Source organism: Paenarthrobacter sp. NPDC089322 (assembly GCF_040684895.1).
Taxonomy (GTDB): Bacteria; Actinomycetota; Actinomycetes; order Actinomycetales; family Micrococcaceae; genus Arthrobacter.
The window spans coordinates 377301-400650 of sequence record NZ_JBFBGW010000002.1; the positions used below are offsets into that span (position 1 = coordinate 377301).

General features: G+C 62.5%; 24 protein-coding genes, 3 tRNA genes and 1 other RNA gene. 14 read left to right on the forward strand and 14 right to left on the reverse strand.

Going from position 1 to position 23350, the window contains the following annotated elements:
• The first annotated feature begins 31 nt into the window (after window positions 1-31).
• A tRNA-Gly gene (locus AB0N65_RS03790) sits at window positions 32-105 on the forward strand.
• 59 nt (window positions 106-164) lie between these two features.
• On the opposite strand, the gene AB0N65_RS03795 is transcribed toward AB0N65_RS03790, so the two are convergent.
• The 3 genes from AB0N65_RS03795 to AB0N65_RS03805 form a co-directional block, all read right to left on the reverse strand.
• Window positions 165-1052, reverse strand: a complete 888-nt coding sequence (locus tag AB0N65_RS03795; RefSeq protein ID WP_364157866.1) for a DNA-formamidopyrimidine glycosylase family protein — start codon at window positions 1050-1052, stop codon at window positions 165-167.
• Complete coding sequence (locus AB0N65_RS03800; RefSeq protein WP_364157868.1) at window positions 1052-1534, reverse strand: ribose-5-phosphate isomerase; 483 nt, start codon at window positions 1532-1534, stop codon at window positions 1052-1054. Before AB0N65_RS03800 ends, AB0N65_RS03795 begins: the two co-directional genes overlap by 1 nt.
• A 79-nt stretch (window positions 1535-1613) precedes the next feature.
• Window positions 1614-2618 (reverse strand): hypothetical protein, encoded by a 1005-nt coding sequence (locus tag AB0N65_RS03805; RefSeq protein WP_364157871.1) that lies wholly within the window; start codon window positions 2616-2618, stop codon window positions 1614-1616.
• A 133-nt stretch (window positions 2619-2751) separates the two neighbouring features.
• On the opposite strand from AB0N65_RS03805, the gene pepN reads away from it, so the two are divergent.
• Both pepN and AB0N65_RS03815 read left to right on the forward strand, forming a co-directional pair.
• Complete coding sequence (gene pepN / locus AB0N65_RS03810) at window positions 2752-5313, forward strand: aminopeptidase N (RefSeq protein ID WP_364157874.1); 2562 nt, start codon at window positions 2752-2754, stop codon at window positions 5311-5313.
• A gap of 50 nt (window positions 5314-5363) precedes the next feature.
• Window positions 5364-5843 carry an OsmC family protein gene (locus AB0N65_RS03815; RefSeq protein ID WP_364157876.1) on the forward strand — a complete coding sequence of 160 codons (480 nt, stop codon included), beginning with the start codon at window positions 5364-5366 and terminating at the stop codon, window positions 5841-5843.
• Here the strand turns inward: AB0N65_RS03815 and AB0N65_RS03820 are convergent.
• Window positions 5840-6835, reverse strand: coding sequence for an NAD-dependent epimerase/dehydratase family protein (locus tag AB0N65_RS03820; RefSeq protein ID WP_364157879.1), 996 nt, complete (start codon window positions 6833-6835; stop codon window positions 5840-5842). The two genes, AB0N65_RS03815 and AB0N65_RS03820, sit on opposite strands and share 4 nt — an antisense overlap.
• A gap of 87 nt (window positions 6836-6922) precedes the next feature.
• Here AB0N65_RS03820 and AB0N65_RS03825 point away from each other — a divergent pair, with 87 nt between their 5' ends.
• Together AB0N65_RS03825 and AB0N65_RS03830 are read left to right on the forward strand one after the other, a co-directional pair.
• A complete protein-coding gene (locus tag AB0N65_RS03825) occupies window positions 6923-7621 on the forward strand; it encodes a mechanosensitive ion channel domain-containing protein (protein ID WP_364157882.1) in 699 nt (232 codons plus the stop codon).
• A 70-nt stretch (window positions 7622-7691) separates the two neighbouring features.
• A complete protein-coding gene (locus AB0N65_RS03830) occupies window positions 7692-8105 on the forward strand; it encodes a globin (protein WP_364158016.1) in 414 nt (137 codons plus the stop codon).
• Between the two features lie 10 nt (window positions 8106-8115).
• Here the strand turns inward: AB0N65_RS03830 and AB0N65_RS03835 are convergent, their stop codons facing one another.
• Window positions 8116-8787: a hypothetical protein gene (locus AB0N65_RS03835; protein ID WP_364157885.1), complete on the reverse strand. Its 672-nt coding sequence runs from the start codon at window positions 8785-8787 to the stop codon at window positions 8116-8118.
• Between the two features lie 63 nt (window positions 8788-8850).
• Between AB0N65_RS03835 and AB0N65_RS03840 the strand changes: the two genes are divergently transcribed.
• Window positions 8851-9756, forward strand: a complete 906-nt coding sequence (locus AB0N65_RS03840; protein WP_364157888.1) for an acyl-CoA thioesterase II — start codon at window positions 8851-8853, stop codon at window positions 9754-9756.
• An 89-nt stretch (window positions 9757-9845) separates the two neighbouring features.
• Here AB0N65_RS03840 and ettA read toward each other — a convergent pair whose 3' ends face one another.
• The gene (gene ettA, locus AB0N65_RS03845; RefSeq protein WP_364157891.1) at window positions 9846-11528 is read right to left on the reverse strand and encodes an energy-dependent translational throttle protein EttA; all 1683 of its coding nucleotides are present in this window, start codon (window positions 11526-11528) and stop codon (window positions 9846-9848) included.
• 57 nt (window positions 11529-11585) lie between these two features.
• Complete coding sequence (locus AB0N65_RS03850; RefSeq protein ID WP_364157894.1) at window positions 11586-12083, reverse strand: hypothetical protein; 498 nt, start codon at window positions 12081-12083, stop codon at window positions 11586-11588.
• 125 nt (window positions 12084-12208) lie between these two features.
• Between AB0N65_RS03850 and AB0N65_RS03855 the strand changes: the two genes are divergently transcribed.
• The gene (locus tag AB0N65_RS03855; RefSeq protein ID WP_364157896.1) at window positions 12209-12652 is read left to right on the forward strand and encodes an SRPBCC domain-containing protein; all 444 of its coding nucleotides are present in this window, start codon (window positions 12209-12211) and stop codon (window positions 12650-12652) included.
• Window positions 12653-12687: 35 nt separating this feature from the next.
• On the opposite strand, the gene AB0N65_RS03860 is transcribed toward AB0N65_RS03855, so the two are convergent.
• Window positions 12688-12760 (reverse strand) — tRNA-Arg (locus AB0N65_RS03860).
• Window positions 12761-12991: 231 nt separating this feature from the next.
• Here AB0N65_RS03860 and AB0N65_RS03865 point away from each other — a divergent pair.
• Together AB0N65_RS03865 and AB0N65_RS03870 are read left to right on the forward strand one after the other, a co-directional pair.
• Window positions 12992-13543: a single-stranded DNA-binding protein gene (locus tag AB0N65_RS03865; protein ID WP_364157898.1), complete on the forward strand. Its 552-nt coding sequence runs from the start codon at window positions 12992-12994 to the stop codon at window positions 13541-13543.
• Window positions 13544-13673: 130 nt separating this feature from the next.
• Window positions 13674-14354: a DNA alkylation repair protein gene (locus tag AB0N65_RS03870; RefSeq protein ID WP_364157901.1), complete on the forward strand. Its 681-nt coding sequence runs from the start codon at window positions 13674-13676 to the stop codon at window positions 14352-14354.
• 10 nt (window positions 14355-14364) lie between these two features.
• Here the strand turns inward: AB0N65_RS03870 and mptB are convergent, their stop codons facing one another.
• Window positions 14365-15921 (reverse strand): polyprenol phosphomannose-dependent alpha 1,6 mannosyltransferase MptB, encoded by a 1557-nt coding sequence (mptB, locus tag AB0N65_RS03875; RefSeq protein ID WP_364157904.1) that lies wholly within the window; start codon window positions 15919-15921, stop codon window positions 14365-14367.
• Between the two features lie 148 nt (window positions 15922-16069).
• Here mptB and orn point away from each other — a divergent pair, with 148 nt between their 5' ends.
• The 4 genes from orn (at window position 16070) to AB0N65_RS03895 (ending at window position 18456) form a co-directional block, all read left to right on the forward strand.
• Window positions 16070-16705 (forward strand): oligoribonuclease, encoded by a 636-nt coding sequence (gene orn / locus AB0N65_RS03880; protein ID WP_364157906.1) that lies wholly within the window; start codon window positions 16070-16072, stop codon window positions 16703-16705.
• A gap of 130 nt (window positions 16706-16835) precedes the next feature.
• Window positions 16836-16911 (forward strand) — tRNA-His (locus AB0N65_RS03885).
• A 131-nt stretch (window positions 16912-17042) separates the two neighbouring features.
• A complete protein-coding gene (def, locus tag AB0N65_RS03890) occupies window positions 17043-17615 on the forward strand; it encodes a peptide deformylase (protein WP_364157909.1) in 573 nt (190 codons plus the stop codon).
• Window positions 17616-17619: 4 nt separating this feature from the next.
• On the forward strand, window positions 17620-18456 hold the full coding sequence (locus AB0N65_RS03895) for an acyltransferase domain-containing protein (RefSeq protein WP_364157912.1): 837 nt from the start codon (window positions 17620-17622) through the stop codon (window positions 18454-18456).
• Here the strand turns inward: AB0N65_RS03895 and AB0N65_RS03900 are convergent.
• From AB0N65_RS03900 to rnpB, 4 genes are all read right to left on the reverse strand, one after another.
• Window positions 18441-19241 carry an HNH endonuclease family protein gene (locus AB0N65_RS03900; protein ID WP_364157915.1) on the reverse strand — a complete coding sequence of 267 codons (801 nt, stop codon included), beginning with the start codon at window positions 19239-19241 and terminating at the stop codon, window positions 18441-18443. The genes AB0N65_RS03895 and AB0N65_RS03900 overlap by 16 nt on opposite strands.
• A gap of 119 nt (window positions 19242-19360) precedes the next feature.
• Window positions 19361-19570, reverse strand: a complete 210-nt coding sequence (locus tag AB0N65_RS03905; RefSeq protein ID WP_364157918.1) for a hypothetical protein — start codon at window positions 19568-19570, stop codon at window positions 19361-19363.
• A 71-nt stretch (window positions 19571-19641) separates the two neighbouring features.
• A complete protein-coding gene (locus AB0N65_RS03910) occupies window positions 19642-21129 on the reverse strand; it encodes a glyceraldehyde-3-phosphate dehydrogenase (RefSeq protein ID WP_364157921.1) in 1488 nt (495 codons plus the stop codon).
• A 262-nt stretch (window positions 21130-21391) separates the two neighbouring features.
• Window positions 21392-21783, reverse strand: an RNA gene (gene rnpB, locus AB0N65_RS03915) — RNase P RNA component class A.
• Window positions 21784-21840: 57 nt separating this feature from the next.
• Here rnpB and AB0N65_RS03920 point away from each other — a divergent pair.
• A complete protein-coding gene (locus tag AB0N65_RS03920; protein ID WP_364157924.1) occupies window positions 21841-22605 on the forward strand; it encodes a peroxide stress protein YaaA in 765 nt (254 codons plus the stop codon).
• Here AB0N65_RS03920 and AB0N65_RS03925 read toward each other — a convergent pair.
• Complete coding sequence (locus AB0N65_RS03925; protein WP_364157926.1) at window positions 22602-23339, reverse strand: C4-type zinc ribbon domain-containing protein; 738 nt, start codon at window positions 23337-23339, stop codon at window positions 22602-22604. The genes AB0N65_RS03920 and AB0N65_RS03925 overlap by 4 nt on opposite strands.
• Between the last annotated feature and the right edge of the window lie 11 nt (window positions 23340-23350).

Genomic DNA, 23350 nt, shown 5'->3' on the forward strand with positions numbered 1-23350 from the left:
CGGGAAGATGTCCTGAACAGGAGATCCATCCGGGGACGTAGCTTAATGGTAAAGCCTCAGTCTTCCAAACTGATTACGCGGGTTCGATTCCCGTCGTCCCCTCCAAGAACAGCAAAGCACCCCGATCCCATGGATCGGGGTGCTTTTGTATCTTTCCGTCCCGCCTACAACTGGCAGCCGGGACACCAATACAATTTCCGAGTGCCGATTTCGGCCATGCCCACCAGCGTCCCGCAGGCGCGGCAGGGCAATCCTTCCCGCTTATAGACAAAGTGGGCATCGGCGTCGGGCACCGTTCCGTTTGCGACGGTCCAGAGCCTCGGCGGTGTGGTCACGATGCGGCCGTCGCGGACGCCGTCCGACATGGCCTGCACTGCGTCGTCCCACAGCCGCCCGGCCGTGGCAGCATCGATGGCGTTGCCAGGGGTCCAGGGATCGAGAGCCTGGCGGAACAAAACCTCTGCCCGGTAGATATTGCCCACACCGGCCAGCACCGATTGGTCCATCAGCAGCAACGCGACGGCGGTCTTGCGCCGGCTGAGTCGCCGGATGAACTCGTCCCGGTCACCCGGGAGGTTTCGAAGCGGATCGGGGCCAAGGCGTTTGAGCACTGCTGCCGCTTCATCGGACGTAATCGCTGCGCACGTCGTGGCGCCCCGGAGGTCTGCCCAACCGTGGTCGGACACCAATCGGACGCGCACGGCACCTACGGGCTCCGGAGGCCCGGCATAATCATGGTCTTCCCCCGTCGAGGCTGTTTCCGACTCGCCGATACGGCGCGGGGCGCCAATGCTTGACGCGCCACGGAAGGAGCTGTCTCCCCCGAAATTCCACGCGCCATACAAGCCCAGGTGGACATGGAGGAATACGTCGTGATCGAACCTCAGGAACAACTGCTTCCCGTGGGCCGCAGCTTCCGTCATGACGTGTCCGTTCAGGAGTTCCGCGCCGGCCGTAAAACGACCCTGCGGACTGGATACGGCCAAGCGCCGGCCGCCAAAAACGTCCTGGAATTGGCGGGCCAGCCTATGGACGGAATGCCCCTCAGGCACTACTCGACGATCTCGCCGGTGGTCTCGTAGACCGCGATCTTGCCGATGCGGCGGACGTGGCGCTCGTCGTTGCTGAACGGCTCTTGGAGGAACGCTTCAATGAGTTCGGTTGCTTCCTCCACCGTGTGCTGGCGGCCGCCCACGGCAATCACGTTGGCGTCATTGTGCTCACGGGCGAGCTTGGCCGTTGACAGGTTCCAAGCCAGGGCTGCCCGGACACCCTTGACCTTGTTCGCCGCGATCTGCTCCCCGTTGCCGGAGCCGCCAAGGACAATGCCCAGAGCGTGGACGCCTGCTGCCTGGTCGGCGACGACCGCAACCCCCGCGTTGATGCAGAAGGAGGGGTAATCATCCAGGGCGTCATATTCCTTGGGGCCGTGATCAACAACCTCGTAACCCTTGGCAGTGAGGTGGCTGACCAGGTGGGCGCTGAGTTCCATGCCGGCGTGGTCCGTGGCGATGTGGACGCGGGGAGTAGTCACAGGAAGTCCGTTCTTTTGGCGCGCCGGGACGGCACCTGGCCGGGCGCGGCGATGAGGGATGCGCTACCTAGGTTACCTTTTACCCCGGGTTACCGGCCTGCCCGCCTCCATGGGCACGTTCTGCTGCCCGGTTCAGGATTCCGGCGAGTTTGTCTGCAGTGGCGGCTGTCCCGGCGCTGAGCGCCACACGGCGTCCGTTGAGTTTTCTGACGACGACGGCGGGCCCGCTGCTGACGAGCATCGCCGTGGCGTCATCGTGGTGGCGCCAACCCCAACCACCGAAGTCCGCCGCTTTGACCTCTGCGGGGGCAGCGGCGTCGATATCGACGGCGGGAACTGCCAGGACGCGCACGATGCCACCCGCAAAGACCTGCAGCCCTCCCCTGTCGGCACGCACGCGGGCGAACAGGAACCCTGCACCAACGAGCGCTGCCGCGGCTACCAGGGCTCCCAGCCACGGGACGGCCACTGCAATGAGGGCGGCGGGGAACAGGGCCGAGACGATGATCATGACGAACACGGAACTGCGGGCATGAACCCATAGCCGGAGACTGTCCCGTGAGAGGTCCGGGTCAGCGGCCCGAAGCCGTTCGAGCTCAAGTGCAGCGTCGTCTTCGCGCGTCCAGCGGGGATCGGGTTTGAAGGCGAACATCAGGACAACGCCCAGGGACACGGCTGCACCACTGCCCATCGCAAGGACAATGGGATCCACGTGGGAGGAGCGGGCGTCATCGAGCCCTGTCTGTCCAACCAGTCCGGCGGCGAGGACGGTGGTGATGAACAAGCTCACCATGAGCCCCACCCCCATCATCACGCGCCGCATGACCACAGGGCGCGAAATGGGGACGGCCTGAAGGAAGGCCGCCCAACCGCAAAAGGCGATGAGGGCTGCGCCGCCACCAACGTAGGCGCCGAAGGGCGCAAAGGAACTGCCGCCGTCGGGGTTCCACATGACTGCAACAGGGTCCGGGAGGTCGTTCCGCAGCATCTGGGCACATACGGCGAAGCCAAGGGCGAGGAGCAGCGGAAAGGCTACTGCAAACCGGAGGGCCCGGAGATCGAGAGAGTCGCGGATCGTTCCCATATTCCAAAGCTACTCCGGAACCAGCGACACTGGGGTGCACCTGCTTGCCATCAGCGCTCGGAGTGAAAGAATGGCTTCACACTAAGGACCGGACCCGACCGGCCAGCCACCCCAATCTTCTGGAGGCACCACTTTGCCAGGCCTGAACCTGACGCGCGAAGAAGCCGTACAGCGCGCTGAACTGCTTTCCGTCGACTCATACGACGTGACGCTGGACTTGACGAAAGGCCCGGACGTTTTCGGGTCCACGACGGTGGTGAGATTTTCGGCCGAACCGGGTGCCTCGACGTTCATCGACGCCATCACCGAGTCGGTGCACCGGGTCACCCTGAACGGCACCGAGCTGGATCCGGCCGAGGTATCCGACGGCGTCCGCATCCAACTGCCGGACCTGGCGGCGGCGAACGAACTCACCATCGTGGCGGACGCTCCCTACATGAACACCGGAGAAGGCCTGCACCGCTTCGTTGACCCCGTTGATGGCGAGGTGTACCTCTACACGCAATTTGAAGTTCCGGATTCCCGCCGCATGTTCGCTGTGTTCGAGCAGCCGGACCTGAAGGCGAGCTTCACATTCACTGTCACGGCGCCCGCCCACTGGGACGTGATCTCCAACTCCCCCACGCCTGTTCCCGTTGCGGCACCAGCCGGCGAGGACGGCGGGGCCCGGTCAGTGTGGACCTTCGCCCCCACTCCGCGTTTGTCTTCCTACGTCACGGCGTTGATAGCCGGCCCGTACCAGTCCGTCCGCTCGGAGGTGACCAGCAGCGATGGCAGGGTCATTCCACTTGGGGTTTTTGCGCGCAAGTCCCTGATGCAATACCTGGACGCAGACAACATTTTCGATTTGACCCGGCAAGGCTTCGAGTTCTTCGAAGCGCAGTTCGGTTGCCCCTATCCGTTTGAGAAGTACGACCAGCTGTTCGTTCCCGAGTTCAACGCCGGAGCCATGGAGAACGCCGGTGCCGTGACGATCCTGGAAGGTTACGTCTTCCGTGGGAAAGTCACGGGGGCGCAGATTGAGCGGCGTGCCATCACGGTCCTTCACGAGCTGGCGCACATGTGGTTCGGCGACTTGGTGACCATGCGTTGGTGGAATGACCTCTGGCTCAACGAATCCTTCGCCGAATACATGTCCCACCTCGCTGCCGTGGACAACACTGAATTCGACCGCGCCTGGACCACCTTCGCCTCCGTGGAGAAGTCCTGGGCGTACAGGCAGGACCAGCTCCCGACGACCCACCCCATCTTCGCCGAGATCAACAACCTCCAGGACGTCGAGGTCAACTTCGATGGAATCACCTACGCCAAGGGGGCCTCGGTGCTGCGGCAGTTGGTGGCCTGGGTGGGGCCCGAACAATTCATGGAAGGCGTCCGGACCTACTTCTCCAAGCACGCCTGGAAGAACACCGAACTCACCGACCTCATGGTGGAACTCGAAGCGGCAAGCGGCCGCGACCTCGATCTTTGGGGCAAGCTATGGTTGGAAACGGCAGGGGTCAACACCCTGGCCCCCGCGATTGATGTAGACGGGACCGGAACCATCACGGACTTTGCGATCGTCCAGACCGCGATCGAGGAACAGCCCACGCTGCGCCCGCACCGCCTGGCGGTTGGCTTCTACAGCCTGGGCCACGAAGGGAGACTCGAGCGTACCCACCGCGAGGAACTCGACGTCGACGGCTCCCGCACCGAGGTTCCTGCCCTGGTAGGCCTCCCCCGGCCGGACCTCATCCTGATCAACGATGACGACCTCGCCTACGCCAAGGTGCGACTGGATCCGGAGTCATGGGCCACGGCGAAAGCGCACCTGAAGGACTTCGCAGCCAGCCTGCCGCGGACCCTGGTGTGGGGCTCGGCCTGGGACGCGGCCCGGGACGGCGAGACCCCCGCCCGCGGCTACGCGGAGCTCATCCTGGCCAACATCGCCGAGGAATCGGACTCGTCCGTGATCCTGGTCCAGCTCCGCCAACTGGCCACGACCCTTACGTACTTCGTCGCTGCCGACCACAAACTGGACGCCACGATTGCTGCTGCGGACAAGCTGTGGGAACTGGCTTCAGCGGTCGAGGCCGGTTCCGACGCCCAACTGCAGTTCGTCAAATCCTTCGCCCAGCTGTCCCGCAGCGAGGCCCAACTTGACCGCATCCAGTCGCTCCTTGACGGAACGGACACCCTTGAGGGCCTCACCGTGGACCAGGACATGCGCTGGGAACTCCTGACGGCCTTGGTGGCCGGTGGCCGGCAAGGGCAGGAACGCATCGACGAAGAACTCGCCCGGGACAATACCTCGAACGGCCAAAACGCGGCCGCCCAGGCAAAGGCCGCCATCCCCACTGCGGAGGCGAAAGCTGAGGCGTGGGACTCGATCGTGGTCAAGGGCGAGCTCTCCAATGCACTGCAGGCCTCGGCGGTGGCAGGATTCACGCGCGTCGCTGATACGGCGCTGCTGGAACCCTACGCGGAGAAATACTTTGAGGCTGTGCCGGGCATCGTCAAGGAACGCACCCACGCGTTGGCGCAGCAGATCGTCGTCGGCCTCTACCCGGCACAGCTCACCACCCAGGCCACAGTGGACCGCACGGACGAATTCCTCGCCGGATTGCCTGAGGAAAGCGCGGCGCTCCGCCGCATGATGCTCGAAAACCGGGATGCCGTGGCACGCGCACTTCGTGCCCGGGCAGCTGACGTCTAGCGCCTCCGCGCCCATGCGGACAGTCTCCAGCCGGTGGCTAGACTGTCCGCATGGGCCTCAACGAACACCACTACGCGCTGACCGTCCGCTGGACCGGTAACCGCGGCGAAGGCACTGCGAGCTATCGCGGGTACTCACGTGACCACGACGTCGACATTCCCGGGCTCCCCACCTTGCAGGGTTCAGCCGACCCCACTTTCCACGGTGACAAAACGCGGTACAACCCCGAGCAACTGCTGCTTGCCGCGTTGTCGCAGTGCCACATGCTCTCTTTCCTCCACGTCGCCGTCAAACATGGCGTCGTAGTGACCGCGTACGAGGACAACGCCGAAGGCCTGATGAAGCTCAACCGGGATGGCAGCGGGCAATTCGAGACCGTGACGCTGAAGCCCCGGGTCACCATCAGCGATCCTGCGCATAAGGGTTTGGTGCCGCAACTTCACCACGAGGCCAACCAGCTTTGCTTCATCGCCCGCAGTGTCAACTTCCCGGTTCTGCACGAACCAAGCACGACGACGGCAGTCGCCTAGGGCCGGCCCGCCCGCCACAGTGCCACGAGCCTGCGTTCAGTTTCCCTGCTGAGGCCTGCCTTCCGTTCCCTCTCCAAACCCAGGCGGCGTTCGTACGCGAGAGTATCCCTGAGCGTGTGCTGCCATGGTCTTAGGACCATCCCCTGACTTTTCGCCGCCCGGTTGGACCGTGCCTGGAATCCTTCGTGGCCCGGTGGCAGCCAGAGCGGAAGGGAATCCGGCCCGGCCCAGTAATCGACCCCCTGCTCCGCGAGCCATTTTTCGTCTGCCACCACTGCTTCGATGGTCGTGGCTGCCACCCGTTGGGATTCCGCGATGTACTCGCTGAAGGGAACGACGTCGCCCAGCGCGTTGTAGGTGCCTGTCAGTCCGCGTTCCGCCGAGCGGACAACCCACGCAGCGAGGTCCCGGACGTCGATGATCTGCGTTGCGTGGTTGGGGATATCGGGCACCAGTACCGGCTCAGGGTCGGCTGCAAAGCGGGCCGGCCAATAACCGTAACGGTCCGTGCCGTCTCCGGGTCCCCCGATGAGCCCCGCCCGCACGATGTGCGCCTTTCCGCCCGCCAGTTCCCGGGTCATCTGTTCGATGGTTGATTTGGATTCGCCGTAGGTTTCAGGGGTGCCGGCTTGTCCGTCAGGCAAGGGCGCAAGGAGTTCGGCGCTTTCATCGGCGCCGGGAACTGAGTGGTCGGCGTACACCGAGCAGCTGGAAACAAACGTCCAGTGCTTTGCCTTCGCCGCCTGTGCCTCCAAGGCTGCCCGTGCCTGCACAGGATCCCGGGAGACATCGACCACTGCGTCCCACGTGCCGCCAACGTCCGCATAGGCCCCGGCACCCAAGGCGCGGTCCGCGCGGACCCAAGTGACGCCGTCGGGCGCTTTCCCGGAACTGCCCCGGGCGAGACAGGTGACGTCGTGCCCGGAGGCGAGTGCCTGCCGGGCGATTTCTGCGGACAGGAAGGCGGTACCGCCGAGGACGAGGATGCGCATACGGTCACGCTACGGCGCTAGGGTTAATAGTGGACAGAGTGTTCCGCGCCCGGCGAACACGGGCCGACCACAAGGAGTTATTCCACCTTGACCTCCATCCCTTCAGCGGAAACCATCACCATCGAACCCGAGAACATCGACGTCGTTTCAATCCTCATCACCGTGGGCGTGGGCCTGCTGGTCTGGATCGTGGCGCGCTTCATCATCCTGCGCATTACGCGGCGCGTAGCAATCGGCAGTTCCTTCTTTAAGAAGCCGCACTTCAAATGGGTGCAACCGGCAATCCGCGCGTTGGACCACGAACGTCGCTCGCAACGTGCCGAGACCATCGGCTCGCTCCTCACAAGTTTGGTGAGCGTTGTGGTCGTGGTGATCGTGATCATCTACGTCCTCAAATACATGAACGTGGACGTCGCACCCCTGCTGACGAGCGTGGGAATCCTGGGTGTTGCCATAGGTTTCGGTGCCCAACAGCTCATCCGCGACTTCCTCGCCGGCATCTTCATCACCATCGAAGACCAATACGGCATCGGAGACGTGATCGTCACGAGTGAGGTCATTGGTACGGTTGAATCAGTGGGCCTGCGCATCACGCGGGTCCGCGCCGAAGACGGAGCCATCTGGTACCTGCGTAACGGCGAGATCCTTCGCGTGGGCAACCGCTCGCAGGGAGACTACGTTCCCCTGGAGTCGCCGGAAACCGACGACGACGGCGAAGGCAGCACAGTCCCGGCCGGGGCGGCAACCGGCTCCGGCAAAAAGGCCGAGGAGAAGGCAAGTGAGTGACATGACGGCTGGACAGGAAACCCCCGCGACGGGGACGTCTGCTCCCGCGGCCGGGGGACGTCGGCAGCTGATGCAGAATGATCCCTTCAGCCAACCTGCGTACACGGACAGCTTCTACGCAGCCGTGGGCGGTCACGAAACTTTCGTGAAGCTGATCGATGTGTTCTACGACGGCGTCGCGCAAGACCCGCTGCTGCGGCCCATGTATCCCGAAGAGGACCTCGAACCGGCCAAGCGGCGCTTCCTCATGTTCCTGGAGCAATACTGGGGTGGACCCACGACGTACGGCGAAGAACGCGGCCATCCCCGGCTTCGCATGCGGCACATGCCCTTCCGGGTCACCCCCGAGGCGAAAGACCGCTGGCTGTTCCACATGCGTACCGCCGTGGACTCACTCGGTTTGTCGCCCCTGCACGAAGGCACCCTGTGGGACTACATGGAGCGGGCAGCGCTCACCATGGTGAACAGCCCGTCGGCAGTTTGACGGTTCCCGGTTAGGAACCCAAGCCCAGCCCGGCCCCCGTGCGCACTACTACATGCCCGCGGGGGCCGCTGAGGCGAAACCAACGGCCGTTACGAAACACCTGCTGCTCACCGTCGCCGAGGAAGCCCAACGCGAACGCGGCAAAGGCCGCCCCTGCGGGCATCCCGTCAAAGCCCGGCAGCGCACGTCCCCATACAGCCGCACGGGCAGTACCCACGACGGCGGCACCCGCCATGGCGGGCACCACGCCGGCCACCTCCGCTATCCCGGCTTCCGCCGCGGACTTGAGGTCGGCGTCGCGGACTGTTCCCTGGGCCTCCCAACCGCTTCTCGGTGCGCCCACGCCCGCCCATGACTCAGAAACGGTCGACGGCGGGATGGGCAGCTCGACGTCGTCGGCACCCGAGCGCGCCAAGCGGTCCATGACGGACGCCAAGGTGACAGTGACATCCGCTTGCGCAGGTTCCGCAAGAGCCATGGTTCGCAGCCCCAGGATCGTCGGCGTTGATTCGCCCAGAATCCGCGGCCTCAGGACACAGACATAGGCCGCCAGCACCTGGCCGGCTGCCTGAAGCCGGATCGCGCCGTCGTCGATGCTTTTGGCCCTCATGATGAAGGTCCGGAGATCAGTGAGGTCCCGGGGATCGGTAAAGCGGAAGGACTGGGTTAGAACGTCTGTCACATGATCGACTCTACCGGCATGTCCGCGGTTGAGAGGGGTCGGGGCGCCGTCTAGAGTCGAATCATGACTGAGACGAACGCTGGCCTCGAGGTAGAGGCGCCTCCTGAAGACCCGATGGAAGTCCTGATCGGCCTGCTCGACTTGGGCGACTTCGACGGAGCGCGGACCAATGAGGACATCTTCCTGGGTCCGTCCCAGAAACAGCCCCGGCACCGTGTCTTTGGTGGCCAGGTGCTGGCCCAATCCATGATGGCGGGCATGCGGACCGTGGACCCCGACCGCGTCGCCCACTCAATGCACGGCTACTTCCTGCGGCCCGGCGACGCAAACAAACCCATCACCTTTGGAGTGGAAAGGCTGCGGGACGGTCGTTCCTTCTCCGCCCGACGCGTCCACGCCTACCAGGACGGGGTGCCGATTCTCTCCATGATTGCCTCGTTCCAGGTTGAGGACGAGGGCCTGGACCACCAAGCGGTCATGCCGGCAGGGATACCGGATCCGGAATCGTTGCCCAGCACCGCCGACCTGCTGGCACGCTATGACCATCCGATGGCGCGCCACATGTCCTCGGAACGCCCTTTCGACGTCCGCCACGTCGACCCTGCCCTCTATGTCACCCCGCCGAGCGAGCACGTGGCGACGAACGCCGTCTGGATGAAAACCATGGGTCCCCTGCCCGGCGACCACAACCTCCACCGGGCGGCCTTGGCCTACGCAAGCGACTACACGCTGCTGGAACCCATCCTCCGCAAACACGGCCTGGCGTGGATGACTCCGGGTATGAGCGTAGCCAGCCTCGACCACGCCATGTGGTGGCACCGACCCGTACGCGTGGACGAATGGATGCTCTACGTCCAGGAGTCCCCCAGTGCCCAAGGTGCCCGCGGCCTCGCGACCGGCCGGATCTTCAACCGCGAGGGCCTGCACGTTGCAACAGTCGCACAGGAAGGCATGGTCCGCATTCCGTAGCACCTGGCAAAAAGATGGCCGGTCCTGGAGGGACCGGCCATCTTTCTTTTATCGCTGCCTTGCGACTAGCTGCTGCTTCGTGGCCGGAACTAGTCCCGGGTCAGGCGGCGGTGCGTCACACGGTGCGGCTTCGCGGCGTCAGGGCCGAGTCGCTCCACCTTGTTTTCTTCGTAGGATTCGAAGTTGCCCTCGAACCAGTACCACTTGGACGGGTTCTCATCGTCACCTTCGTAAGCGAGGATGTGGGTTGCCACGCGGTCGAGGAACCAACGGTCGTGGGAGACCACCACGGCGCAACCGGGGAACTCCAGCAGCGCGTTTTCCAAGCTGCTCAGGGTTTCGACGTCGAGATCGTTGGTCGGTTCGTCGAGAAGCAAAAGGTTGCCACCCTGCTTCAGCGTCAGCGCCAGGTTCAGGCGGTTACGCTCACCACCGGAAAGGACACCGGCTTTCTTCTGCTGGTCCGGACCCTTGAAACCAAACGCCGAAACATAGGCGCGGGACGGCATTTCCACCTGACCTACCTGGATGTGGTCCAGGCCATCGGACACTACTTCCCAGAGAGTCTTGTTGGGATCGATGCCACCACGTGACTGGTCAACGTAGGAGATCTTGACGGACTCGCCGATTTTGAGGTCGCCGTCGTCCAACGGCTCCAGGCCGACGATGGTCTTGAACAGGGTGGACTTGCCAACACCGTTCGGACCGATAACGCCCACAATGCCGTTGCGCGGCAATGAGAAGGACAGGTCCTCGATCAAGACGCGGTCATCAAAGCCCTTCTTGATGTCCTTGGCCTCGATCACCAGGTTGCCCAGGCGGGGACCCGGCGGGATCTGGATCTCTTCGAAGTCCAACTTGCGCGTCCGCTCCGCTTCCGCAGCCATCTCTTCGTAGCGGGCCAGACGGGCCTTCGACTTGGTCTGGCGGCCCTTGGCGTTGGAACGGACCCACTCGAGTTCCTCGGTGAGGCGCTTGGCAAGCTTGGCGTCCTTCTTGCCTTGCACCTCAAGGCGGGCCTTCTTCTTCTCCAAGTAGGTGGAGTAGTTGCCCTCGTACGGGTAGAGGTGTCCGCGGTCCACTTCAGCAATCCACTCAGCAACGTGGTCAAGGAAGTAGCGGTCGTGGGTGACGGCAAGGACAGCGCCGGGGTACTTGGACAGGTGCTGCTCAAGCCAGAGCACACTTTCGGCATCCAGGTGGTTGGTGGGCTCGTCAAGGAGCAGCAGGTCCGGCTTCTGGAGAAGAAGCTTGCACAGTGCCACTCGGCGGCGCTCACCACCGGAGAGCACGGTGACATCGGCATCTGCCGGCGGGCAGCGCAGCGCGTCCATGGCCTGCTCCAACTGGGAGTCGATGTCCCATGCGTCGGCGGCGTCAATGGCCTCCTGGAGCTTGCCCATCTCCTCCAGCAGGGTGTCGTAATCGGCGTCCGGGTTGGCCATCTCTTCGGAGATCTCATTGAAACGCTGGATCTTGCCGTAGATCTCCCCGACGCCCTCCTGGACGTTGCCGAGCACGGTCTTTTCCTCGTTCAGCGGCGGTTCCTGCAGGAGGATGCCCACGGTGTACCCGGGGCTCAGGCGGGCCTCGCCGTTAGAGGGAGTGTCCAGCCCCGCCATGATCTTCAGGATGGTGGACTTACCAGCACCGTTCGGGCCGACGACGCCAATCTTCGCGCCGGGATAGAACGACATGCTGACATCGTCCAAAATAAGTTTGTCGCCAACGGCTTTGCGAGCCTTGGTCATCGTGTAAATGAATTCCGCCATGCCCTTAAATCTAGTGGCTAGGTGTGCAGAACTCACATTCGGAAGGTGCTGCCGCCCTTATCGGACGTCTCCGATGAAGCATTTTCCCGTGGAGAGGACGGGAAGGATCGATACGACCACCCCGCCATCGCGGATCTGTCCGAAAACACATTGTTCACCTGTGAGGGCGGCGGCTTCCAACGCATCCACGTCCAGGCCCGTTGGAGTGCGGCTCACGGACACTTCGACGTTGGCCTCCGGAATACCCGCAGCGGCCAATGCGGCGCGCAACGCCTCCCGCTCCGGCTTGGGATTGGCGGCTGCGAGCTTCTTGAGAGCGGCCTCTACTGCAGTGGAGGTTGCAGCCAAAGCCGGGTCCGTAACTTGCTCCGCACCGGGCGCTTGGGAGGGACGTGGCGCTTCCACGACGGTCTGCGGCGAGGTTCCCGTGCAGGCGGCCAGGGCAGCGGCCAATGCAGCACCACAACATGTGGCTGCGAACTTCCGCACAACATCCCGGCGTCGCCCTGATGCGCTCGACTGCTTTGCCTGCTCCACTGTTGTTCCCCCGCTCATCACATTGACATTCTGCCATTCACTTGGAGCGCCACGAGGTATAGCGTGGCCAGATGCCGAGCTGCGGCATGGGCATCGACGCTTACGGAATGAAATCGACAAGGTAAATCGACAAGGAGCCCCCCATGAGTGGACAAGTACCCGACGCCCAGGCATCCACCATCATTCGAGCTGACCGTGACGTCGTGTGGAAAGCGCTGACAGAGCCATCCCTGATCAAGCAATACTTTCTCGGAACCACCGTCGAGTCGTCGTGGAAGGTGGGCGAGCCGATTACGTACTCCGGTGAATACAACGGCAAGCGCTACGAGGATAAGGGGATCATCCTCGCTTTTGAGCCGCCCACCGTCCTGAAAACGAGCCATTACAGCCCGGCTTCCGGCCTGCCGGATGTCCCCCGGAACTACCACTGGGTGGAATACCGCCTTGGTCCGTCCAGCGAAGGGACAACAGTAACGATCACGCAGGGCAACAACAAGGGGGCCGAGGAGGTCGAACAATCCAAGGCGACATGGCGCCTTGTCCTTCAGAACCTGAAGGAATTCCTTGAATCAGGCAACAACAAGTAATCCCCCTGGAACCATGCGGTTCCAGGGGGATCCTGCGCCCCAGGAGGGAATCGAACCCCCGACCGGCGGATTAGAAGGCCGCTGCTCTATCCCCTGAGCTACTGGGGCTGGTGGCATCACGTCCAGCCTAAGCCGTTCGCGCCACAAAGAGTTTACAGTGCATTCGGGACCACCTCGGTCAAACCACCCGGCACCTTTGGCGCGCCGTCACTGTCCCTCCACACCAGGAATCTTTGCGGGGTTATGCACATAGCCCAATACCGGGCTCGTTTGTGGACCGTGGTTGGCCGAAGCTGAAGTAGCCGGACAGGCACTTCACAGAATCGGGAAGGACCACCCATGAACGACACCATCACTGTCCGAGGCTTCGTGGCTTCGGAGGTCAAAAGCTCCACCACGCCGCGCGGAACGTCCACTGCCTCCTTCCGCCTGGGCACTACGGAACGGCGCTTCGACCGCGCCACCAATACCTGGGTGGATGGCAACACCAACTGGTACACCGTGCAGTCTTTCCGCTACTTGGCGGGACACGTGGGATGCAGCATCAAGAAGGGCCAACGCGTCATTGTTATGGGAAGGCTCCGGCTGCGGCAATGGGAGCATGAGGGACGCATTTACCACGTAGCCGAAATCGACGCCGAGTCCGTTGGGCACGATCTCATGTGGGGTTCGGCAAACTTCACGCGGATGAACGGCACCGGTGCGCCGCTTGATTCAGCACCTTCGGGGGAACAGGCCCCCGTGCAGCTTGCAGATTCCGGTGATTGGCCGGTGGGTGGGGACGAGGGAGCACCGCTCGACGATCCCCGAACAGATGATGGACACCCTGATGCTGCGGAAACCCTCATGGTGGACACTGCCACAGGCGAGTTGATGGATGCCGCCGCTTGATAGTGAGCGGAAGGAATTGTTCGGGGCCGAGGGCGGGCTACCGGGCAACGACGGCCCGCTGGTTCGCCCTCCCCGCAACGAGCTTCCGGAGCCGGATGGACCTTGAAGGTGCGCAACCTAAGGTTGATGCATGGAGAACAGGGAACTGGTGGAGGCCATACGTTCGAGGCTGTTGGCCGCGGCCGATGGAGTGCGGGCACAAGGGGCCCAAGCCTACATGAAATCGGATATGCCTTCCCTGGGTGTCCGGGTCCCCGAAGTCCGGAGAATAGTCAAGGCAGCGCTGAAGCAATTTCCGGTGGCCTCGCCGGAAAGCCTCAGGGCAACTGTGCTTGACCTGTGGCGTCAAGCAAAGGCAAGGGAAGAGCGTTACGCGGCAATCGACCTGACGGACTTGCGCCTGGTCAGAACGGACGTGGACATGCTCCCTGTGTATGAAGAGATCATCCGGACAGGCGCATGGTGGGACCTTGTGGACGGGGTTTCGAACAGAATCTGCCAGCTTCTCATGGCCCACAAAGCAACCATGACTCCCCTGCTGCTTCAATGGTCTACGGATCAGGACATGTGGATCCGGCGGGCCTCCATCACCTCGCAGCTCGGCGCCAAAGCCAACACTGACGCCCAACTGTTGGCGGCCGTGATCAAACCCAACCTCGCCGACAATGAGTTTTTCATCCGGAAGGCCATCGGCTGGGCATTAAGGGAGTACAGCAAATCGAACCCCGAGTGGGTCAGGTCCTTCGCTGCGGAGAACGCTTCTGCCCTCAGCCCGCTATCCGAACGCGAAGCCCTGCGCCTCCTCAAATGACTGCGCCTCCTCAAATAATGGGGCGCAATCCAGGTTCGTCGCGTTTGCGGAACAAACTCTTGGTTTTCGGATCCCCGAAGATCAGATACACGGCGAAAAGAAGCGCAATGATTGCGGCGGCGTTCCTGGCCAAGGTCAGTGCAAGGCCAAGATCCTCGCTTTGGAGGTACGGGAACACATCAAGCTGGTCCGAGATGGCGTAAACCATGAAGAACGAGACCACGAAGTACACAGCCTTGACCTGCCAGTCGTTGCGGATGCCGGTCACGGCGAACAGGGGTATCAACCACACCACGTACCAGGACTGGATCATGGGGGCGAGCAGGACGATCGCTGCGAAAGCCAAGGTGAGCCGGCGCATCAAACGGTCGTATTCTCCCCGGAAGACCTGCCAAGCGACTGCGCCCAGCATCAGCACCTTGCCGGCGTCGTAGACCCATTTGGCCATTCCCCAGCCATCCAGCCCAAAAACGTTGAAGATGGAGGCAACAACCAAACCTATCAATCCGACCGGGGCATACCAGATCCATACGCTGCCGGGCGCCGACAGGCCCTTCACCCACCCAAAGCCGAATCCGTTGACCAGGCCCATGGCGTACAGGAGCCCAAAAGTAAGGGCCGCAGTCAAGAACCAGAAGAGGAACTTTCGTGGCCATGAAGCACCCTTCCCCGCCCAGAGAAGACCGATGAACGGCAAGAAGACCAGAGTGATCGGCTTGACCGAGATGGAGAGCGTGACAAGGACGATGCCGAGGATGACCCGACGCGTCGCACAGTAGTAGAGGCCTGCAAGCGCCAAACCAATCATGAGCGCGTCATTGTGGACACTTGCGATGAAGTTGGTGAGGAACAGCGGGTTGGCTGCAGTCAGCCACAACGCCCTGTGCGGGTTCACCCCGTGCAGTTCTGCCAACTTGGGTACGTAGACAATGCAGAGAATTACACCAACCACCGCGACGAGCCGGAACAGCATGATGCTCGCTTCAGGCTGGACGTTAGTGACCCATACGACGAACTGTTCAATCCACAAAAAGAACTGGCCGTACGGTACGGGGGCCTCCGTCCACATCTTGTCCGCACCAAGTTGGAAGTAGTTGGGTAGGGCGGATATCCCGTTTTCGTACGGATTCATCCCCTCAACCATCAGCCTGCCCTGGCCGATGTAGGCGTAGACGTCCCGGCTGAACAGCGGCACGGTGAACATCATTGGAAGTCCCCACGCCACAACCGCTTGGAGCGTTGCTTTGCGCGCTTCAAGCCCCCACACCCTGACGCGCTGCCCTAACCGCAGCCATGCCCGGACCAGCAACATGCCTCCCACGGCCAGCAAGACAATGGAGAGGCCGACGCCGACGCCTTCGGTTCGCATCCAGATAAAGAGGGGGAGCCGCCGAAGCTCTGAAACCGGTGCAAGCCAGCCCACCCCGAGCGAACCGATCACCAGGAACATGGAACCGATGAAGCCTGCAATCAGCGGCGAACGGGCGTTGTCCACCTCGCCCTCAAAAGCCTCCGCAGCCGGCGCTTCTTTCCCAGCCTTCTGGTCGGCGGGTACAGGCACCGTCATGTGGTCTTCATCCAATCGTTTGCCCGTTGTTCTGCGGGGCGGAAATCTGAATCGTCAGGGCTTTATGCGGCAGGAAGAAACGACACTGCCGCGCTCAAAAATCGTACCATCGGAGCACTTGGAAGAGCCCGAAGGATAGGCTAGGCGCGTGCCTATTACTAATGAACGCATTGTCTGGATCGACTGCGAAATGACCGGCCTGGACCTGAAGAACGATGCCCTGATCGAGGTCGCAGCACTTGTGACGGATTCGGAACTCAACATCCTCGGAGATGGCGTGGATGTCGTCATCAAGCCGGACGACGCTGCCCTCGAGCAGATGAACGACTTTGTGCGCGACATGCACACGCGCTCAAAGCTCCTCGACGAACTTCCGCACGGGAAGACCATGGCTGAAGCCGAAGCCCAAGTTCTGGAATACATCGAAAAATGGGTCCCGGATCCCCGTAAGGCTCCCTTGGGGGGCAACTCGGTAGGGACGGATCGGATGTTCCTGGCGCGCGATATGCCCAACATCGTGGAGCACCTGCACTATCGCGTGATCGATGTCAGCACCATCAAGGAACTCTCGCGCCGCTGGTTCCCCCGCGCATACTTCCAGTCGCCTGCCAAACACGGTGGACACCGCGCCCTCGGAGACATCAAGGACTCCATCGACGAACTCCGGTACTACAGGGAGGCCGTCTTTGTTCCCTCGCCCGGGCCGGACACTGCCACTGCCCAACGGATTTCGAAGGGGATCACGGCAACAGCTGAGACGTTGGGGGCCTCCGAAGAAGTGTGATCTGCGCCATTTTCGAAGATTTTTTTCTCGAAAGCGGCAAAAGTGGACGTAGCACCCCCAAACAGCAGGTAAGCTATTTGTCGTTGCCTTCACGGATAGCCGGTCAAACGGAATTCCAACAGGGCACATGGTGGGCGTAGCTCAGTTGGCAGAGCGCCTGGTTGTGGTCCAGGAGGTCGCGGGTTCAACCCCCGTCGCTCACCCCACCGGGATTGGCGTCAAGCCGGTTTCCACTAAGGCCGCACCGGTTATCCGGTGCGGCCTTAGTCGTGTTTGCCACGCTTGCGGTCCCATCGGTCCGCTCCCGATATCAGCGATCGAACGAGGAATTACTGAGATGACAGTCCTGCCAGTCACCATTTGGGGCGAACCTGTCCTGCACCGCCGGGCAAGTGAAGTCGAAGTGTTCGATGACGAACTCCGGAGTCTCATTGCAGACATGTTTGAAACCAATGACGCCGCCAACGGAGTCGGGCTCGCCGCACCCCAGGTAGGCATCGGGAAGCGCATCTTTGTCTACAAGTACGCCAACGATGACGACGTTCCTGAACAGGGCGTCCTGGTGAATCCCGTCCTGACGCTGTCCAAGGTTTCCGGTGCCCTGCCTGACCCGGACGAGCACGTCGAGGGCTGCCTGTCCTTTCCAGGCGAGCACTATCCCCTCCAACGGGCCGAATGGGCACGGGTGCAGGGGTTCGACGGTAACGGGAATCCTGTGGACTTCGAGGCGACCGGCTGGTTCGCGCGGGTCATGCAACACGAGTACGACCATCTGGACGGAAAGTTGTACGTCAATCGTCTGGTGGACCGCTACGCGAAGAAGGCACTGAAGCAGGCCAAGAGAAACGGCTGGGGCGTTCCCGGCCTGACGTGGATGCCTGGTGTGGACCCTGATCCCTTTGGCCATTAGTCCAATGACACCATCCACTCCCGAGCTCTTCGCGCTCCTCGACATCACGGGGGACGACGCTGCCGAATGCGCGGTCCTCCTGGCACGCGAGCCAAACGACCACGTGCAGTCCGCCTTGGAAACCATGCGCCGGCGGCTCGGCACTTTCCCTGTAGACAGTGTCGCCACGAGTGATATCACCGAGCCGGACTGGATCGAGGCCCTGCTCCGCTTTGCACCCGTCGTTCATGATTACCACGCAGCCATCGGCATCGAGGATGCGGTGTCTGCTGCTTCCCTCGCCGACGTTGGCCTGCAAATGCGCATCAACCGGCGGGTCCACGGCCGTTTCGGCCTGGATACGTGGGGTTGGCTCACGTTGCACATGGCCGGCAATCTCTTCCGTCTGGGGCGCCTGCAGTTCCACCTGATCCGGGATGTCCGCAATGTAACCACACCAGGCACACCCACTCCAGCATCCGCTTGGGTTTTGGGTGTCCACATCCCCGAGGACGGCAGCCTCTCCCCTGACGCCGTTGACGCGAGCTTCAATCAGGCACGCTCGTTCTTCAGCCGCCATTTCCCCGACAAGCGGGCCACCGTGGCTACATGCGAATCGTGGATGCTGGATCCCTACCTTGTTGAGCGGTTGCCGAACAGCAACATCGCGTCGTTCGCGCGGCGTTTCACGCTGGATCGCTGCACGGATGCCCCTACCGATGCCATCTACTTCACCTTCCGCCAACGCGGACTTGAAAACTTGGACAAGCTTCCCCGGGAAACGTCACTCCAGCGCACGGTGCTGGAAAGAATCGACGACGGCGGCACCTGGCAATTGGGACACGGTCACCTGGAATTGTGAATGGTTTGCTGCTCCGGGCAGCCGTCCAGAACACGCTTCATGGCATCTTTCTCCGCCGGGGTCACCCATAGCTTGTAGACCGTCTTCACCGAGATCTGCCGGGCGACATAGTGGCAGCGGAAATTCTTATTGGGCGGCAGCCAGGTGGCGGCATCGCCGGCACCCTTCTTGACGTTTGCCGGCCCATCCGCAGCGATCAGGTTGAGGGGATCGTTGGCCAGCCGTTGGCGCTGCTGCACCGTCAGTTCCTTTGCGCCTTTTTGCCATGCATCGGCCAGGGCCACCACATGATCAATTTGGACTGCGGCGCTGGTGTCCTGTCCTCGCTTGAAAGTCACTTGGGCGCCCGTATAGGGCTCATGGAACCGGCCACCAGCAACTTTGCATCCGGACCCGCTGGTGAACTCCACTCCGGTGAGATCCCGGCGGAGGATGTCGTTCCTCGTGTCGCAGCCGTTCCTATCGGCGTCAAACCAGGCTTGACCGAATTCCGTACGCTCATAGTCGTCTTGTCCGGCACGGCCCTTGACGTCAAGGCCATCCAGGGCGGTTACTGCCTTCTCGGCGGGAACAGGATCAGCCCCCGCCAAGGGCCTCATCCAGGCAGAATCGAAGACCGGAGCCTCACTGGGGCCGGCCGCCCAAGGCTCAACTACTGTGAACTGGCCGGACGTGAAGAACCAGGACAATCCGGCGGCAAAGGTTACGGCTGCCACCACAAGAATCGTCCATGCCTGCCGCGAGCGTCGGCGGGCGCGTTTGTAGGCTGACCAGGTGATACTCAAAGGGCTCCGTCCTGTCGGTTTGTTGCTGTCCTTCGAGCGTAGGACAACGTACCGACAGGCAGAGCCGTATCCACAGTGTGGAGGGGAAGTCACACCTCCACGGTGGCGGGATGTGTCAGTTACTGCTCACGCATCACGCGCTGGAGGTCTTCCGCAGCCAGTGCCAGGAGTCCGCGCAACTGCTCTACGCGTTCGTCGGAGACGTCTCCGGCCGCATTGGCGGCGACGGCTTGGTCGAGCAGCTTTTGCGCTTGCTTGTGGTTGGCCTTGGCGACGTCCAAGGCGTGTTCAAGGGTGGTCTCGTGCTGCATTGTTGATTCATTTTCCATGAACCAATTGTGATCAGGTTTCCCGGCTGAGGCCAGTAAATCAGCCGGGAAACCTGCTACTGCCTGCGAACTTAGGCGTTGGCGCCTTCCAGCACTGCGATGGGAGCAACAACATCGCGGGCCGGGAACGACGGCGGGTTTACACCAGCCATCTCTTCCATGACCCTGACAACCTGGCAGGAGTAGCCGAACTCGTTGTCGTACCAGACGTACACCACGAGGTTCTTGTCGTTGGAGATGGTGGCCAACCCGTCGACGATGCCGGCGCGGCGGGAGCCGACAAAGTCCGTGGAAACAACATCCGGCGAGTCAATGTAGTCGATCTGCTTGCGCAACTGGGAGTGCAGGGACATCTCGCGGAGGTAATCGTTGACTTCCTCACGCGTGGTGCCGTTCTCAAGGTTGAGGTTGAGGATGGCCATCGATACATCGGGGGTAGGAACGCGGATGGCGTTGCCGGTGAGCTTTCCCTGAAGTTCCGGGAGAGCCTTGGCCACTGCCTTGGCCGCACCGGTTTCCGTGATGACCATGTTCAATGCTGCAGAACGGCCACGACGATCTCCCTTGTGGAAGTTGTCGATCAGATTTTGGTCGTTGGTGAACGAGTGCACGGTCTCGACGTGGCCGTGGATGATGCCGAACTTGTCGTTGAGCGCCTTCAGGACCGGAGTGATGGCATTGGTGGTGCAGGAGGCCGCCGTGACGATCTTGTCTTCGTCCACGATGTCCGTGTGGTTGATGCCGTGAACGATGTTCTTGAGGTCGCCCTTGCCCGGCGCGGTCAGCAGGACGCGGGCAACACCCTTGCTCTGCAGGTGCTGGGAGAGGCCGTCAGCGTCACGCCAGCGACCGGTGTTGTCCACTACCAGTGCGTCCTTGATGCCGTAAGCGGTGTAGTCCACGGTTGCCGGGTTGTCCGAGTAAATGACCTGGACCTGGACACCGTTGGCGGTGATGGTGTTGGCTTCCTCGTCAACGCGGATGGTGCCCTCGAAGGAACCGTGGACCGAGTCGCGGCGCAACAGGCTGGCGCGCTTGACGAGGTCGTTCTCGGCGCCCTTCCGGACCACGATGGCGCGGAGGCGAAGGCCGTGGCCGCCACCTGCCTTTTCAATCAGGAGACGTGCCAGGAGACGGCCGATGCGGCCGAAACCGTAGAGCACGACGTCGGTGCTGGTGCGGTCATCCGCGCCGCGCTTTCCGACAACCTCGGCCAGCTCGGCACGGAGGAACTCATCGAGCGAAGTGCCGGCGCTTTCTGCACGGTACTTTTCCGTGAGGCGGGCGATGTCGATTGCTGCTGCACCCAGTTCCAGCTCAGCCAGGGCGTTGAGCAGGGGTGCGGTTTCTTCGAGCAGGAGCTCGGTGTTGCTCATCCGGCGCGCAAAGCGGTGGGCCTTCAGGATGTTCATGGTCGACTTGTTGATCAGGCTCCGGCCGTGGATGCTCGTCACCACGTTGTTTTCCCGGTACAGCCGGCCGATCACCGGAATCATGGCCTCGGCGAGAGCCTCCCGGCCCATCCACTTATCAAGACAAGAATCTGACGTCTGGCTCACAGAACTACCTTCCTTGGGTCAACCACATACGTCCTCGTATGCAGATGGCTTTGGCCGCCGGGAGTAGTCCTGCGGCACCAGCGTTACCGGGCTTCGGTCTGCCGGAACGCCTTATTGATTGCAGAGAAAAACCGCCGGCTGCGAACGCAGTTCCGGCGGCAGAACATCTACGTTCACCATCCATTCTAGGCTGGGCGGAAGGCCGAAAGGCAGCCCGGGAGCGTGAAGTCACTCACATGAGCGTCACAAACGCCCCGGGAAGTGGATGGGTTGACCGATACGCCGGGTTCTGTCATCCCCTGCCGTTGCCGGCAAAGGAGTGGCGGCCATCCATCTACGAGCGCCGTTGCCGACGCCCTCCAGCGGCCTACCCGGACACTCGGGCGAGCAGCCCTCGAACGCGCCCTGTCTGGCCTTGCTCCGGGTGGGGTTTACCTAGCCTCCCCGGTCACCCGGGGAGCTGGTGGTCTCTTACACCGCCGTTTCACCCTTACCTGCTGCAGGCCGATGCGGACATCGGCAAGCGCAGGCGGTCTGTTTTCTGTGGCACTGGCCTGCGGGTTACCCCGAGTGGGCGTTACCCACCACCCTGCTCTGCGGAGCCCGGACGTTCCTCGAGCCACTTTCGTGGCGCGCGGCCGCCTGGTCAACCCATCCGCCCTACAGTCTACCGGCGCCATCGGGACCCTTGGTCCCCGGTAATATCGACTGGTGCTGATTCTGCTGCCGCCTTCCGAAGGCAAGACCCCCGCCGCCAAAGGTCCCGCCGTCGAGTGGGACTCGCTGAGCTTCCCCGAACTGAACCCCTACCGGGCAAAGGTGCTTGAAGCGTTGGGAACTGTCAGTGCGCACGAGGACGCGTTGGCGTTGCTGGGCGTCGGCGCCTCACTGCGGGACGACGTCGAACGGAACACCCGCCTGCACTCAGAACCGGCCGCCCCCGCCCATCAGGTGTATTCGGGCGTCCTGTATGACGCGCTCGGCTTCGACTCCATGACACCGACTCAGCGCCGCAAGGCGGCGGAATCCATCCTGGTGGTGTCCGCCCTGTGGGGCGCCATCGGCTTTGGTGACCACGTCCCCGCCTACCGGCTGTCCATGGGAACCGGACTGCCCGACGTCGGACGCCTTGCCTCTTTTTGGAAACCGCACCTGACGGCTGCCCTCGCCAAGCGCTCTAAGGGGGAACTCCTGGTGGACTGCCGCTCCAGCACTTACGCGGCCGCCTGGGCCCCGCCTCCGGCGCAGACAGTCGCGGTCAATGTGTTCAGCGAGGCAAACGGCAAGCGCACGGTTGTGAGCCATTTCGCCAAACACACCCGGGGTGAGTTGGCGAGGCATCTGCTGACGAGGCGCGGCAAGGCACCTGCCACACCCGGCCAATTGGCAAAGGCTGCAGGCGAAGTGTGGACCGTTGAACTGGTTGAGGGCACAGCCAGGAAGCCCCATGCCCTCAACATCGTCCTGGCCGGCTAGTTCCACTCCGCGGAGCGGACGAGGATGCAGCCCGAATCGGGGCAAAAAACGATGTCGTCATCAGCGGCTGCCCTGACTTCGGCGAGGTCGCCCGGGCTCAGCGTCATCCCGGAACCCTCGGACTTGCCGTGGAACAGGCGGGCCGCACCCACACCGCGTTTAGCGAGGGTTTTTTCGTAGACGGCCAGCATTCCTTGGTCGAGCGAATCCGCGAATGCTGCCCGCTGGCCGCGGACGGTGGTTTCCTCGGCCGTGATTTCTGCGATTGCCTGGTCAAGTTCGGCGCGGATGCTTCCGAAGGAACTGCGGATATCGTCCACGATTGCCTGTTGGGCGGCCTGCCGCTCCCGCAACGTATCCAGCCGCTCCAGGATCTCCAGTTCAACGTCTTCCAGGTCCGAGCGCCGCTTGGTGAGCGAGGCGATGTCATTTTGGAGGGCCACCAGGTCCTTGGACAGGCCCGTGCCGCTGTTAAGCCTGGCTTCGTCGCGTTCGATGCGCCCCGTCACCTGCTCCACATCAGCTTCCGAGCGGCGGAGTTCGGCTTCGGCATCCTGAACAGCCAGCTTTGCGGCGCCGAGTTCACCGTTGGCTACGCGCAGCGCGTCCTCAAGGTCAACGATGCGCGGATCGTTCTCCAGCACCTTTCGTCGGCCGGCCAGGGATTTGAGCTTGGCGTCCAGCCCCTGCAGGTCAAGCAATTTCAATTGTTCTGCCGGTGCTGCTTTCGCCACGCTTACCTCCG

Coding starts and splice junctions, on each gene's coding strand:
- AB0N65_RS03870 (WP_364157901.1), top strand. CDS start 13,674: ATGGAGAACAGGGAACTGGTGGAGGCCATACGTTCGAGGCTGTTGGCC.
- AB0N65_RS03840 (WP_364157888.1), top strand. CDS start 8,851: ATGACTGAGACGAACGCTGGCCTCGAGGTAGAGGCGCCTCCTGAAGAC.
- AB0N65_RS03850 (WP_364157894.1), bottom strand. CDS start 12,083: ATGAGCGGGGGAACAACAGTGGAGCAGGCAAAGCAGTCGAGCGCATCA.
- AB0N65_RS03855 (WP_364157896.1), top strand. CDS start 12,209: ATGAGTGGACAAGTACCCGACGCCCAGGCATCCACCATCATTCGAGCT.
- AB0N65_RS03830 (WP_364158016.1), top strand. CDS start 7,692: ATGCAGAATGATCCCTTCAGCCAACCTGCGTACACGGACAGCTTCTAC.
- AB0N65_RS03865 (WP_364157898.1), top strand. CDS start 12,992: ATGAACGACACCATCACTGTCCGAGGCTTCGTGGCTTCGGAGGTCAAA.
- mptB (WP_364157904.1), bottom strand. CDS start 15,921: ATGACGGTGCCTGTACCCGCCGACCAGAAGGCTGGGAAAGAAGCGCCG.
- AB0N65_RS03895 (WP_364157912.1), top strand. CDS start 17,620: ATGACACCATCCACTCCCGAGCTCTTCGCGCTCCTCGACATCACGGGG.
- AB0N65_RS03820 (WP_364157879.1), bottom strand. CDS start 6,835: ATGCGCATCCTCGTCCTCGGCGGTACCGCCTTCCTGTCCGCAGAAATC.
- AB0N65_RS03905 (WP_364157918.1), bottom strand. CDS start 19,570: ATGGAAAATGAATCAACAATGCAGCACGAGACCACCCTTGAACACGCC.
- def (WP_364157909.1), top strand. CDS start 17,043: ATGACAGTCCTGCCAGTCACCATTTGGGGCGAACCTGTCCTGCACCGC.
- AB0N65_RS03815 (WP_364157876.1), top strand. CDS start 5,364: ATGGGCCTCAACGAACACCACTACGCGCTGACCGTCCGCTGGACCGGT.
- ettA (WP_364157891.1), bottom strand. CDS start 11,528: ATGGCGGAATTCATTTACACGATGACCAAGGCTCGCAAAGCCGTTGGC.
- AB0N65_RS03805 (WP_364157871.1), bottom strand. CDS start 2,618: ATGGGAACGATCCGCGACTCTCTCGATCTCCGGGCCCTCCGGTTTGCA.